The organism is Cytobacillus firmus DS1, from assembly GCF_000565285.1.
In the GTDB taxonomy this organism is placed as follows: Bacteria; Bacillota; Bacilli; order Bacillales; family Cytobacillaceae; genus Cytobacillus; species Cytobacillus firmus_A.
Genome location: NZ_APVL01000002.1, coordinates 273993 through 286826, shown reverse-complemented (window position 1 = coordinate 286826; position 12834 = coordinate 273993). Strand labels below are relative to the sequence as shown.

Annotated in this window: 14 protein-coding genes; 9 read left to right on the top strand and 5 right to left on the bottom strand. The window is 40.4% G+C overall.

Features of this window, described 5'->3' with window-relative positions:
- The first annotated feature begins 141 nt into the window (after nt 1–141).
- From PBF_RS03870 to PBF_RS03855, 4 genes are all read left to right on the top strand, one after another.
- Nucleotides 142–906 (top strand): SurA N-terminal domain-containing protein, encoded by a 765-nt coding sequence (locus tag PBF_RS03870; protein WP_035327341.1) that lies wholly within the window; start codon nt 142–144, stop codon nt 904–906.
- Between the two features lie 133 nt (nt 907–1039).
- The gene (locus PBF_RS03865; RefSeq protein WP_035327339.1) at nt 1040–1654 is read left to right on the top strand and encodes a YczE/YyaS/YitT family protein; all 615 of its coding nucleotides are present in this window, start codon (nt 1040–1042) and stop codon (nt 1652–1654) included.
- Nucleotides 1655–1763: 109 nt separating this feature from the next.
- Nucleotides 1764–1982: a hypothetical protein gene (locus PBF_RS03860; protein WP_035327332.1), complete on the top strand. Its 219-nt coding sequence runs from the start codon at nt 1764–1766 to the stop codon at nt 1980–1982.
- Between the two features lie 157 nt (nt 1983–2139).
- A complete protein-coding gene (locus tag PBF_RS03855) occupies nt 2140–2724 on the top strand; it encodes a hypothetical protein (protein WP_035327330.1) in 585 nt (194 codons plus the stop codon).
- A 124-nt stretch (nt 2725–2848) separates the two neighbouring features.
- On the opposite strand, the gene PBF_RS03850 is transcribed toward PBF_RS03855, so the two are convergent.
- From PBF_RS03850 to PBF_RS03840, 3 genes are all read right to left on the bottom strand, one after another.
- Nucleotides 2849–4807: a TRAP transporter permease gene (locus tag PBF_RS03850; protein WP_035327327.1), complete on the bottom strand. Its 1959-nt coding sequence runs from the start codon at nt 4805–4807 to the stop codon at nt 2849–2851.
- On the bottom strand, nt 4797–5327 hold the full coding sequence (locus PBF_RS03845; RefSeq protein ID WP_035327325.1) for a DUF1850 domain-containing protein: 531 nt from the start codon (nt 5325–5327) through the stop codon (nt 4797–4799). Before PBF_RS03845 ends, PBF_RS03850 begins: the two co-directional genes overlap by 11 nt.
- A gap of 136 nt (nt 5328–5463) precedes the next feature.
- The gene (locus PBF_RS03840; protein WP_035327323.1) at nt 5464–6456 is read right to left on the bottom strand and encodes a TAXI family TRAP transporter solute-binding subunit; all 993 of its coding nucleotides are present in this window, start codon (nt 6454–6456) and stop codon (nt 5464–5466) included.
- Between the two features lie 228 nt (nt 6457–6684).
- On the opposite strand from PBF_RS03840, the gene PBF_RS03835 reads away from it, so the two are divergent.
- The 4 genes from PBF_RS03835 (at nt 6685) to PBF_RS03820 (ending at nt 9365) form a co-directional block, all read left to right on the top strand.
- Entirely contained in the window at nt 6685–7407 is a 723-nt protein-coding gene (locus tag PBF_RS03835; protein ID WP_200870007.1) for an alpha/beta hydrolase, read from the top strand.
- A gap of 188 nt (nt 7408–7595) precedes the next feature.
- Nucleotides 7596–8114: a YjcG family protein gene (locus PBF_RS03830; RefSeq protein WP_035327319.1), complete on the top strand. Its 519-nt coding sequence runs from the start codon at nt 7596–7598 to the stop codon at nt 8112–8114.
- 4 nt (nt 8115–8118) lie between these two features.
- Nucleotides 8119–8541: a GNAT family N-acetyltransferase gene (locus PBF_RS03825; protein WP_035327312.1), complete on the top strand. Its 423-nt coding sequence runs from the start codon at nt 8119–8121 to the stop codon at nt 8539–8541.
- Nucleotides 8542–8690: 149 nt separating this feature from the next.
- A complete protein-coding gene (locus tag PBF_RS03820; RefSeq protein ID WP_035327310.1) occupies nt 8691–9365 on the top strand; it encodes a DUF421 domain-containing protein in 675 nt (224 codons plus the stop codon).
- Between the two features lie 31 nt (nt 9366–9396).
- Here the strand turns inward: PBF_RS03820 and PBF_RS03815 are convergent, their stop codons facing one another.
- Nucleotides 9397–9681, bottom strand: a complete 285-nt coding sequence (locus PBF_RS03815) for a hypothetical protein (protein WP_035327307.1) — start codon at nt 9679–9681, stop codon at nt 9397–9399.
- A gap of 491 nt (nt 9682–10172) precedes the next feature.
- Between PBF_RS03815 and PBF_RS03810 the strand changes: the two genes are divergently transcribed.
- Nucleotides 10173–12491, top strand: a complete 2319-nt coding sequence (locus PBF_RS03810) for a competence protein CoiA family protein (RefSeq protein ID WP_035327305.1) — start codon at nt 10173–10175, stop codon at nt 12489–12491.
- Between the two features lie 36 nt (nt 12492–12527).
- Here the strand turns inward: PBF_RS03810 and PBF_RS03805 are convergent, their stop codons facing one another.
- On the bottom strand, nt 12528–12782 hold the full coding sequence (locus tag PBF_RS03805) for a stage VI sporulation protein F (RefSeq protein ID WP_035327590.1): 255 nt from the start codon (nt 12780–12782) through the stop codon (nt 12528–12530).
- Nucleotides 12783–12834: the final 52 nt, after the last annotated feature.

Sequence of the window (12834 nt, the reverse complement as noted above, 5' to 3'; positions counted from 1 at the left end):
AACAAGATTACAGTCCCTTTACAAATTCGGCTTTTGTACCTTAAAGGTATCTTTTTAAGATTATATGCTTTATAATGCCCTCTATATGATTCCTTTGTTAGTTTAATCAAACTATACAGGGTTACGGAAGGAGAAATACAAATGAAGAAACTAATGTATCCCTTTTTACTAGTATTACTATCTGCCGTTTTAGCTGCTTGTGGAGCCGATGATGAAAGCAAGAGTGCAGATAAGAAAGAAGAACCGAAAACAGGGGAAACTGATCAGCAGGACCAGCAGAAGCAAATGGAAGAAATGCAAAAGAAAATGGACAAACAAAAGCTTGATGAAGAAAAGACTGTTGCAATTGTCAATGACCAGAAAATTCTTGGACGCGAGTATAACAGTGTGCTTACTTCATCACAAATGATGTATCAGCAAATGGGACAAGACCCTACTTCCAAGGATGCTGCAGAAAAAATTAAGAAACAGACACTTGACAGTTTAGTGGGCCAGACACTTCTTCTCCAGGAGGCTGATAAAAAAGGCTATAAAGCTTCGGATGATGAAGTCAAAAAGCAGCTCGAAGAAACAAAAGGACAATTCAAGGATGATAAGGAATTCGAAACAGCAATGAAACAGGCTGGCCTTAACCCCGATTCATTAGAGACGGAAATTGCCAACAATATTAAATATACGAAATACATCGATGGCGAGATTAAACCTGAGAAAGTTACAGATGCTGAAATTCAGAAATTCTATGAAGAATATGCCAGCCAGGGTGGTGCTGAAGGACAGGAGCCCCCTAAATTGGAAGAAGTAAAACCGCAGATCAAACAGCAGCTCGAACAGCAAAAACAGCAGGAAATGCTCGTTAAGCATGTAGAAGAATTGAAGAAAAATGCAAAAATTGATATTAAGGTATAAGTATCATTGAACAGCTCCCTGTATCGGGAGCTGTTTTTTAAAGATTTATTTAATCTTAATGGCACTTAATGGATGTTTTCTTCCCCTTGAGTAATTATTTAAATGCTGTAATATGTATTGGGGAGGATTCTACATGATTAAACACACTACATTCATTCAAATAATTGCAGGTTATTTAATTCTCACTCTAGGTGTTTCATTAATCATCTTATCCAATCTTGGTGCAGGTGCCTGGGACACTATTTATGTTGGGCTTTTCAATCAATTCGGTCTCACCATTGGAACATGGTCATTCCTGGTCACGGCATCCCTTATATTTTTCAATGCCCTGCTCACCTGGGAAAAACCGCAGTTTAAATCTTTCATTGGGACCATCTTAGCGAGTCTGGGGATCGATTTTTGGATGGAGCTTGTTTTTAGCGGCTTCACCGTTGCACACTTTCCCTATCAGATACTTTCCTTCTTTACTGGTATTATACTTCTGGGGTTCGGAGTATCTATCTATATCCGTCCGCAGCTATTCAGCGGTCCTATTGATGGATTAATGATCGCAACTTCCAAAAGGTTCAAGATCAGCATGAAGTCCGCTCGTATCCTTAATGAGTTTTTAGCATTGGCTATTGGCCTACTCTTAGGCGGCCCTGTCGGATTGGGCACATTATTCGTAGCCATCTTTTTAGGCTATGCCATACAATATGGGACTGTCCTTCTAAATCACTTAAAAGATAAGGGATTAAAGATTATTTAAAAGACTTCATTTGTGGAGTCTTTTTTTATACGAACAAATTCTCGCATTTCACTTGATTAAGAACACACGTTCGTTTATAATGTAAATAAAAGTAAGGGGGGATTTCTCTATGAAAGGAATTCTTTATCGAGCTATGGAAGAGAGAAAGCCTGTGGAAATTATTTATCTCTCCAAACGCAATTCATTTACACAAAGAAAAATATTAATCAAAGAACTTCGAGGCAGCACGATTTTAGCCTATTGTTTATATAGAAAACAAATGCGTATCTTTAATTTGAATCACATTATGTCCATTTTACCCGAAAAGAAGGCTCGCCAGATCAGCTAAAAGACAAGTTCACTTCATGCATTAAGGCTGTATTTCACAGAAGAAGTACGGCTTTTTATTATGCCTCCTTCCCGATTATCCTGCTCCCTTTGGGGTATATATTCTCTAACTGGGATTAGACCCTAAAATTCCACATGATTAAGAAAGGAAGGATTTTATGAGATATAACTCAATAATTACTGCATTGTTTGCAGGCAGCCTTTTACTGGCAGGCTGTAATCAGACTGAAGAGCAAATTGTAGAAGAAGAAGACAAAAATAACCCTTCTACCGAAGAACAGCGGGCAGAAACGGAGGAAGCACCCGAAGACAACAAAAGAATAACTGAAGAAGTTGGCTTAGGAGACACTCGAGACCTTTTCAGAGAGGCTTATGGTGAAAATAAAAACAACGAGGAGATTGCCCGCTTTAACGGAGACAGTATGCTGGTAGAGTTTCAAACCCATCGCGCTGTTAATGTTGAGCTGCAATTTGAGGATATGGAAAAAAAGATGAGTAATGAAGAGGTTCTTGCATTTATCGAAAAAAGGATTCCAAAAGATGCTGAGGAAGTTAACAGAGTTAGAGATGATAATAACCAGCGTGAAATCATAGAGTATAAAAGCAAACTATTAAAAGAAACCCTCAGTGAAGAAGTATATGAAGGCGATGAACCCGGTACATTCACTGTTCTATTAACCAGCAGCGAAGAAGATTACGTCAGTGCCTCTCTTTCTATCGGCCATAGCGACCAAGGTGCCTGACAGACCCACAGCAGAAGCAAAAAGGAAGGATCTCATTGAGCATCCTTCCTCTCTTATATATATTTATTTATTTTTTGTACTTCGGGAATCCCCCGGCTCCAGCGCGCAAGCTTTTTTTATCAAGTTAAGCTGTTTGCTGCTTGGGCTGATCGTCTTTTTTTATGAAAACCTGCAATGCAATTAACAGGATAAAGATAACTAATCCTACAATATCAGTAACCCCTTCAGGATAAATAAGCAGCAGGCCACCTGCAATTCCAAGCAGTCTTTCAAGAATATTCAACTTACGCAGCCAGTAGCCAATTACACCAGCGCCAATTGCCATCATACCTGCTAAAGCGGTGAATACTACCCAGATTAAGTAATACCAGGTTGTATCGATCATCAATAGCTCCGGTGACAGAACAAACATGTATGGAATAATAAAAGCACCGATGGCAAGCTTGGAAGCTGTTACTCCTGTCTTTATCGGATCTCCTCCGGATACACCAGCCGCTGCAAATGCTGCAAGAGCAACTGGAGGTGTGACATCTGCCACAATACCGAAGTAGAATACAAATAAGTGAGCAGATAAATCAGGTACGCCCAGAAGAATGATTGCTGGGGCAGCTATAGTTGATGTAATAACATAGTTTGCAGTTGTTGGTGATCCCATTCCAAGGATAATCGCTGCAACCATTGTCAGCATCAAAGTCGGGATCAACAGTCCGCCTGAAAGATCAAGGAGGCCATTCGCCATCTTTAATCCAAGACCTGTCTTTACAACTACCCCAACAATAATACCTGCCGCAGCAGTTGCTGCAGCAACGCCCAAAGCTGTTCGTGCACCATCAACTAAAGCATCGATAGCATCTCTGAATCCAATGCGCGTTTCCTTGCTAATCATACTTACTGCAATCGTTATTACAATTGACCAAAGAGCTGCACGTATTACACTCATTCCGCTCATTAGCAGGATGATAACTGCCAAAATCGGCAGCAGCAGATAAATCTTCTTCAATACTTCCTTACGGTTAGGCATCTCTTCATCTTTCAGCCCTCTAAGTCCTACACGTTTTGCTTCAAAGTGAGTCATTATCCAGACCCCGGCAAAATATAGAAGGGCTGGAATAGCAGCTGCCTTGGCAATATCCCAGTATGTAATGCCGCCGCCAATAAACTCAACCATCAGGAATGCAGCAGCACCCATGATTGGAGGCATAATCTGGCCGCCGGTTGATGCAGTCGCTTCAACTGCGCCGGCGAATTCTTTCTTGTAACCCAGCTTTTTCATCATTGGGATGGTAAAAGAGCCTGAAGTTACTACGTTAGCTACAGAACTACCGCTGATTGTTCCCTGTAGAGCACTTGAGAAAATTGCAACCTTCGCCGGTCCGCCAGTTCTCTTTCCGGCGATGGATACAGCCAAATCATTAAAATACTGCCCTACACCCGTTTTTACAAGGAATGAACCAAATAACAAGAATAGGAATATAAACGTAGCAGATACGCCTAATGGGGTACCCAGGATTCCCTCGGTCGTAAAGAACATGGTCTGCACCAATCTTTCTAAATCAAGACCGCGGTGCGCCAAAAATGCAGGCATATATGGCCCGAACATAGCATAGGCAAGAAAAATGACGGCAATAATGGTTATTGGAAGTCCAACCGCTCGCCTGGTCGCTTCCAGTACCAGAAGAACCGCAATTAGTCCTACATAAAAATCTATCTCGGTCAGACGGCCAGCCCTCATGACAATTTCATCAATAAAAAGCGGCCAATAAGCTCCTACCGCAATACCCAATATAGCTAAAATGATATCGTACCATTCAACTTTATGCTTTCGTCCCCTGTCTTTCTTCCTTGCAGGGAATAATAGAAATATTAGGGCTAATGCAAAGCCTAAATGAATCGAACGCTGCAGCTGGGCTGTAAGCATCCCGAAAACCCCTGTATATAAATGGAACAGTGAAAATGCTAAAAGCCCAAAAAAGACGATCCAGCCTAATACTCCTCCTAATTTCCTTGTACCAGCCTCTGGATCGTATTTTTCCAGCAATTTCTGCTGCTCCTCAAGAGATAAAGTTTCCCCTCTATTTTCCAAGGATATTCACTCCTTTCAACACCTCGATTAAGTTTATTTTTTTTGCCTTTATCCTTACCCATGTACCAGGCTCGATATAATCTGAAAGGACATATTTTTCGCCTTTCAGGATCAATCTGTGATTCGCTCTCACCTTACCCAGTCTTAAGTCAAATGAAGGAAAAACCCTTTTCATATTCTTAATATAATATTTGCCGTCCTTTTGTTCAAATGTTTCTCCATTTGAAGCATTCTCTGGCATGCCGATGGCAAAGTCCTCATACATGAGTTCGAACAATTTAATATTGCCATCCCCGGTTATAGTATAGCTTTCTACAACGTCAGTAAGGTGGATGGAGTGCGTATACTGCAATTTAAAAGTTCTGTCCTCTTTAATCGGGAAATAAGCAATCACCTTTCCTTTGTTTTGATACTCAAAAACCACTGCCTGCTTAATGGGTATGAAGAACATGATTGCGATGGTTAAGATTACGAGGAGTGCCAGGACCGCTTTTTTATTCCCTGGCTTATTAAAGTTCATGGAACCTCCACCTAAAAAATATTGTCATCTTTTACAATTGATTGCCATTTCTTTTAAAAATTAATTGACCGGCGCAATCACCTTAAAAGGTTTTACAGCCGGCCAAATTTCATCATTGGATTATGTTTTTGTAAAATTATTCAGCTTTAAAGCCTTTTTCGTCAAAGTACTTTTTAGCACCTGGATGCAGTTCAATGCCAGTACCTTTGACAGCATTTTCAGCCTTAATCATTTTTCCTTTGGCATGTGTAACTTTATCAAGGTTCTCAAAAATTGCTTTTGTAACATCGTAAACTACATCCTCTGAAAGGTCATTTGAAACAACAAGCATTGCCTGTACTGCTACTGTCGGTACAGCTTCTGCAAGCTTATATGTTCCAGATGGCACTTCATCCTGTACATAGTAAGGGTATTTCTCAATTAATGCATCGATTTTATCCTGCTCAATCGGAACAATCACAACATCTTCAGTTGCAGAAAGTCCTTCTACAGCACCTGTAGGAGTTCCTGCTGTAACGAATGCCGCATCAATCGTTCCATCCTGAATTCCGGCAGTTGACTCATCAAAAGAAAGGTCCTGTTTTTGAATGTCATCAAATTTGATTCCATGCACTTCAAGGATCTGTTCTGCATTCGCAGCAGTTCCTGAACCAGGAGCTCCAATTGAAACTTTCTTGCCTTTCAAGTCTTCAATAGACTTAATTCCAGATTTTGCAGTAGTAACGACCTGGATCGTTTCAGGATAGAGTGTGCCGATCGCACTTACATTGTCAACTGCTGCACCTTCAAACATTAATTTACCTTCTTGCGCATATGAAGCAATGTCAGTTTGAGAGAATGCAATCTCTGCATTGCCATCTTTCAATGTGTTCATGTTCTCTGCAGATGCACCTGAAACTTCAGCATTTGTATCAATGCCTGTAGCATCAGAAATAATCTCAGCGAATGATCCGCCAAGCGGATAGTATGTACCGCCTGTTCCACCAGTCACGATGCTCATGAACTTAGGCTTGTCTGTGCCGCCTTCTCCATCGCCGCCGCCTTCATCTTTTCCGCCGCCGCAGGCTGCAAGAACCATAGAAAGTGCTAAAAGCAGTGCTGTGGCCAGGAATATACTTCTCTTTTTCATCCTATTTCCCCCTTTTAAAGATTAGATTTTATCAATTATATACTAACATAAACCTTATTAGAATTGTCAAATGATTCCTAGCTCCATTAAGTTACGGAAATTTACTTGCTCCAATAAATTGCATGGCGGTATATGAATGAGAATGCATGTAAAAAGCAATTCCTATATATATATGGTAAAATCATTATGTAAACTCTTACATAAAGACTAAACGGAGGAACAGACATTATGAATTACCCTAGAGGATCAATACAGGATATCAGTATTCAAAGCAAAGAACTGGGTGAAGAAGTTGAACTGCTCATTTATTTGCCCGCTTCCTTTTCGCCTTTATATAAATACACTGTTGTTATAGCCCAGGACGGGAAAGATTACTTCCAGCTGGGAAGAGTCGGACGCATCGCTGATGAATTGTTAGATGGAAAAGAAATCGAAAACATCATTATTGTTGGTGTTCCTTATAAAAACGTCAAGGATAGATGGAAGAAATATCATCCGGATGGTGAACAGCATAATGCATATATCCGTTTCCTTGCACATGAACTGGTTCCATACCTTGACCGGGAATTCCCTACTTATCAAATGGGAATGGGACGAGCCCTTATGGGAGACTCCCTTGCTGCAACTGTTTCCTTAATGGCGGCCCTTCAATACCCTAATACTTTCGGGAGGTTAATACTTCAATCACCTTTTGTTAATAACTCCGTAGCTAAAGCAGTAGAGGAATTTACGCAGCCTCACCTTCTTAATATTTATCATGTTATCGGGAAAGGCGAGACATCTGTAAAAACCACAGGAGGGGAAGAGAAAGATTTTCTTACTCCAAATCAGGAGCTTTCCAATTTGTTTAAGCAAAGACAATTCCCCTACTTCTATGATGAATTCGATGGAGATCATACATGGACATACTGGCAGCCTGATTTAAAAAGAGCATTAAAGTTTATGTTTTAACTGGAATTTGAGTGAAAAGAACTATTCTTCCACTATAAAAAGGTTACCAAAGCTCACTGCTTTTTATTGGGAAAAAAGGTATAATTATATAATGAATTTAGAAAATTTGCTATAATGGTTCAACAAAGTGTTGTTAATTCAGTTTAGCCTGCTAATTATAAAAATTATTAATACATGGAGGTTGTTGTATGGAGACTAATTACGGCATCGTTATTTTCCCGTCAAAAAAGCTGCAGGATTTGGCTAATTCTTATAGAAAGCGGTATGATCCGCATTATGCTCTAATTTCTCCGCATATAACTTTACGATCGCGCTTTGAAGCAACTGAAGAAGAAATTAAGCGGCTGACAGAAACACTTTATGGAATAGCTAAGAAACACGATCCATTTCAAATAAACGCATCAAAAATCAGCTCTTTCCAGCCTGTCAACAATGTTATTTATTTCAAAATTGAGCCCTCAGCCCAGCTCGAAGAATTACACGTTGAACTGAATGATCATATTAGCGGAGAAGCACCAGAATATAATTTTGTACCCCATATTACCATCGGGCAAAAACTCTCCAACGACGAACATTCTGATGTTTATGGGAGCTTAAGAATGCAGCCTGTAAACCATGAAGAGGTTGTCGACCGTTTTCATCTTCTGTATCAGCTGGAAAATGGTTCATGGACCGTATATGAAACATTCAGGCTAGGAAAGGAATAGTGAAATGGAAGTAAAAGTTGTAACATCTGAGCAAGAACTGCAAGATGCTTTCTTAGTAAGGAAACACGTTTTTGTCAGCGAGCAAAATGTTCCTGAAGAAGAGGAAATCGATCAGTTCGAGGACGAAGCAGTCCATTTTGTACTTTATAATAATGGCATGCCAGCAGGTGCCGGAAGGTTTCGCACAGTTGACGGCAATGGCAAAGTGGAAAGAATTTGCGTATTGAAGGAGCACCGCAAGAGCGGATCCGGAAAAGCAATAATGGATAAAATTGAGGAACATGCTTTAAAACAAGGATTGTCTGCCTTAAAATTAAATGCCCAGACTCAGGCCATCCCTTTTTATGAAAAACTGGGCTATAAGGTGATCTCTGAAGAATTTATGGATGCCGGAATCCCGCACCGTACAATGAAGAAAACGATATAACGGACAAGCTCCAGCCATGATGGCGGGAGCTTTTTTGATGCCTCATTGCAGACAAAACGCGTTAGAAGCTGCTTTGAAACTTATATGCAATAATTTTCGGGCTTTCTGCAAACACTATTTGCGATACAGCATTCTAAGGAGTGGTTTGAATGGAATATTTACATATCTTAAGTGTACTTGTGGTAGGATATATTTTCTTGTTTATTATGGCGAAACTCCTGGGAAAAACACAAATTACACAAATTACTCCTTTTGATTTTATCTCAGCCATCGTGCTAGGCGAGCTGGTTGGCAATGCTTTATACGACCAGGAGACCGGAATACCCGAAATTTTCTTTGCTGTTACAGTATGGGGAACTTTAATTTACGCTACGGAAATCATTACTCAGAAATATAAACGGGCTCGCAAGCTTCTTGAAGGTGAGCCCTCGATAGTTATAAAAAAGGGGAAAATTATTTTTGAAGAACTGAAGAAAAATCACCTCGATCTCAATCAGCTGCAGCACCTCCTCCGATCAAAGGATGTTTTTTCAATCAGGGAATGTGAATATGCCATTCTGGAAACAGATGGAACGGTCAGCGCATTAAAAAAACCGCTATACGCGACACCAACCATTCAGGATTTGAATCTCCCAATTTATAATGCAGAACTGCCTGTAACATTAATTTTAGACGGAGAGGTGGTTTGGGATAATCTTAAAAGCATTAATTGGGACGAAACAATACTAAAGAATGAAATAAAAAAATACGGAGCGAGCAGTGTCAAAGATGTTCTGTATGCTGAATGGAAAAAAGGAGAGGCATTGCACGTGCAAACGTACTAAGCCTCTCCTTTTTCTGCCTGATGCCTCTTTCTTATATGCACTCACTAATAAAACGCCCTTTTCCTGTCAGCTCTCCATATGTTTCTTCTGCTTTCTTCCTTGAGTTGCGTGTTTGGGTGTCTTCCCGCTCTTTAGTAATTGATTTAGTCGACCTTCCTTGAATATCAAGGGGAAGTTCGTGACGGAAAGCTTTTTCATTGGATTGTGCTGATATCCTGGCAACTGGCACGAAGCGGAAAGGATCATACTTTGTGCCAATTTCTCTTTCTGCATACTGATTATATTGATATGAAGTTACAGGCAGAATGTAGCCCATGAATAATCCCCTTTCGACTATGTTTTATCTTATTATTAAGACAATACGTAACTGTATATAATTTTATGTACCCGTTTCCATGAAATTTTAAACAGAAAAGCACTTTAGAATCCTTTACGGGTTTGTTATGATTAATTTTGTCTTGTTGTTAAAAAGAACGGCTGTTTTCAAAAGGTTGTTGCTTTTTGTATCTTATTTACTGAGTTGATTGTAGCGGAAGGTGCGAGATCCTCGAAAATGCTATCGCATTTTCTTCGAGCGATGGTTTATCCGAGGAAGCATATTCAACGTCCTGCGGGAGTAACGGGAAAGGTGAGATCCCGCAGCCGCGCAGCGTCGAGGAGGCTCACCGCCCGCCCCGCGGAAAGCGAGCATCATGGAGCGGAAATCAACGGACAATGATAGGCCAAAAACAACAATATATACGAATAGAGCCAAAAGAAAAATAGTATGGTTAAACTCGGCAATTTATTTATAATGGGGTATTTTTTATGAAAACAGCAAAGTTACATAATAAGACTGTGAATCTGGAACAGCTGAACAGAGAAAGTTTTCAGCATATTTACGAAGAAGGCAAAAAAGGAAAGCTGTACTGCCCTGATTGCGGAGCTTCCGTCCGTTTGTATTTGGGAATTCTGGATGAACCTCATTTTTATCATATTCAGCAAAGCAGCAGAACGTGCAAAGATGTAATTTTCAACCCCGAATCAAGCCAGACTGAGACTGAAGAATATATAGAAAGAAATGGATTTAAAATCCCTGTTTCAAGGTCAATTGCTTCAGCTGCAGTAAAAGAAATCGAATCTGCCTTTAAAAAAGCTCAGCCGGCAAAAAATATCCCTCCCTATATCCAAGAAGGCACTGTCAGTCCCAATTTCCCAGATGAATACCTAAAGTCTCTTTCACAAGCAGGTGTCTTCTTGGATAAACAGCAGGCAGCGGCTGTGTCTCATCTAGATGGGCCACTCCTCGTTCTGGCAGGTGCAGGCAGCGGAAAAACCCGTGTTTTAACAACACGGACTGCTTTTATGCTTCGCGAGAAAAATATCGACCCTAAATCAATCATGCTCGTTACATTTACAGCTAAGGCTGCAGCTGAAATGAAGGATCGCCTTACCCAATACCCCGGAATGGATGCCCGAAAGGTCAGGCAAATCGTTTCCGGCACTTTTCACAGCTTATTTTATCGGATCCTTTCTTTCCACAATCCGGAAAAATGGGGCTCAGGCCATCTCCTTAATAAAGAATGGCAGCGTGAACAGATTATTAAAGAATCCAGCAAAGACTTTAAGCTCGATGAAAAGGAATTTGCCTTTGACCTTGCCCTCCAGCAGATCAGCTATTGGAAAAATTCTCTTATTATGCCTGGAAAGGTTAACCCAAAAAATGATTGGGAGGAACAAACCGCGATTCTTTATCAAAGATATGAACTAACAAAAACAAAAAGGGAATTATTTGATTTTGATGATATGCTCACAGGCTGCCATGCCCTTTTTCTGGAAGAACCTGAGATTCTTGATCAATATCAAAATCGCTTTCAGTATTTCCTGATTGATGAGTTCCAGGATATTAATAGTGTTCAATATGAGCTAATGAAAATGCTGTCTGATAAAACAAAAAATGTCTGTGCAGTGGGAGACGATGATCAATCTATATATGCCTTCAGAGGAAGTGATCCCCAATATCTTTTGGATTTCGAGAAAGATTTCCCTGGTGCTAAAGTAATAACCTTGAATCAGAATTACCGCTCTGCTCATGAGATTGTCTCAGCTGCAAATCAAATCATTTCTCCGAATAAGTATAGACGTCCCAAGAGCATGAGTGCTCAGTTTTCCGGCGGACAGCACCCCTTCCTCTTTTTTCCTTATGATGAGGAAGAAGAAGCTACGATGATCCTGACTGATATCCAGGGAAAAATTGAAGATGGTTATGAACCGCGGGATTTTGCAGTATTATTCCGTACCCATACCGGGAGCAGAGCCATTTTTGAGCGGCTGGCCAATTCCAGCCTTCCCTTTAAATTGGATCAGGATGCCGAATCATTTTATGATCGGTTTATTGTTCGAAGCATGCTTGCTTTTCTAAAGCTGGCGGTAAATGAGGATGACCAGAATGCTTTGAAAGATATGCTGCCGTCTCTGTTTGTTAAACAATCCGTTCTTCAGGATATTAAGGCAGAAAGCATCCTGCAGGATTGCTCATTGCTCGAAAGCCTGAAGTTTATAAAAACAGGCTTTGCTTTTCAGGAAAGCAAATTAAAAAAAGTGATCCCTGTTACCAGATCAATATCAGGGCTTACTCCCATCACCGCTATTGAAACGGTTGAAAAAGAATTGGGATTCCAGGACTTTATAAAAAAACGGGGCAATGAGGGCAATAAAATGGATAAAGGCTCTGATGATATAAAGGACTTAAAGGTCGCTGCGCGTAATTTCCAGTCGCTTAAAGAGTTTCTGGAACATACTGAACATATGAGAGCGATGAACAAAGAAATCAAGCGCCTCAGCAGGAATAATGATAATGCCATTACATTAAGCACTATCCACCGTGCAAAAGGGCTTGAATATAATGTAGTATATGTGGCTGGTGCAGTAGAAGGAAACCTCCCGCATGAACATGCACTGGAAGCTTACCGTTCAGGTGAGTCTGCCCCATTAGAGGAAGAACGAAGGTTAATGTATGTTGCCGTAACAAGGGCCAGGAATGACCTGTATATATCTGTGCCGGAAAAAAGGCGCGGACGGAAGGCATATTCATCAAGGTTCCTTGCCCCCATCACAAGAAGCGGCAGGAACAAAGGCGAAAAATAACAGAAGACCTGGCTGCAACATGGCCAGGCCCTTCTGTTATTTTTTATTAATCATCTGGGAAATTGTATTAAAGTCAAGCTGTTTTCCATCCGCAACGACCGATTTGACAATCTTATCTTCCATTTCCTTAGAGACTGGTTTGTTTGCAATTTGCGATACCCTTTTGATTACATTTCTCACTGTTTTTTCATCTTTAAAATTTGCATTCTGCAAAGAGCCGGCCAGTTCAAATACATCCTTCATATTTACCCCTGTTTTCTTTTCAAGGTTTTTAAAAAAGTTGTTATCCATCCTGTTCAATCACGCTCCTCCATTTACTCTTTTATATCTTATGAAGGTGGGC

What these genes read in the sequence shown, in the direction of transcription:
- PBF_RS03870 (WP_035327341.1), top strand. Translation starts at nt 142, where the DNA reads ATGAAGAAACTAATGTATCCCTTTTTACTAGTATTACTATCTGCCGTT.
- PBF_RS03865 (WP_035327339.1), top strand. Translation starts at nt 1,040, where the DNA reads ATGATTAAACACACTACATTCATTCAAATAATTGCAGGTTATTTAATT.
- PBF_RS03860 (WP_035327332.1), top strand. Translation starts at nt 1,764, where the DNA reads ATGAAAGGAATTCTTTATCGAGCTATGGAAGAGAGAAAGCCTGTGGAA.
- PBF_RS03855 (WP_035327330.1), top strand. Translation starts at nt 2,140, where the DNA reads ATGAGATATAACTCAATAATTACTGCATTGTTTGCAGGCAGCCTTTTA.
- PBF_RS03845 (WP_035327325.1), bottom strand. Translation starts at nt 5,327, where the DNA reads ATGAACTTTAATAAGCCAGGGAATAAAAAAGCGGTCCTGGCACTCCTC.
- PBF_RS03840 (WP_035327323.1), bottom strand. Translation starts at nt 6,456, where the DNA reads ATGAAAAAGAGAAGTATATTCCTGGCCACAGCACTGCTTTTAGCACTT.
- PBF_RS03835 (WP_200870007.1), top strand. Translation starts at nt 6,685, where the DNA reads ATGAATTACCCTAGAGGATCAATACAGGATATCAGTATTCAAAGCAAA.
- PBF_RS03830 (WP_035327319.1), top strand. Translation starts at nt 7,596, where the DNA reads ATGGAGACTAATTACGGCATCGTTATTTTCCCGTCAAAAAAGCTGCAG.
- PBF_RS03825 (WP_035327312.1), top strand. Translation starts at nt 8,119, where the DNA reads ATGGAAGTAAAAGTTGTAACATCTGAGCAAGAACTGCAAGATGCTTTC.
- PBF_RS03820 (WP_035327310.1), top strand. Translation starts at nt 8,691, where the DNA reads ATGGAATATTTACATATCTTAAGTGTACTTGTGGTAGGATATATTTTC.
- PBF_RS03815 (WP_035327307.1), bottom strand. Translation starts at nt 9,681, where the DNA reads ATGGGCTACATTCTGCCTGTAACTTCATATCAATATAATCAGTATGCA.
- PBF_RS03810 (WP_035327305.1), top strand. Translation starts at nt 10,173, where the DNA reads ATGAAAACAGCAAAGTTACATAATAAGACTGTGAATCTGGAACAGCTG.
- PBF_RS03805 (WP_035327590.1), bottom strand. Translation starts at nt 12,782, where the DNA reads ATGGATAACAACTTTTTTAAAAACCTTGAAAAGAAAACAGGGGTAAAT.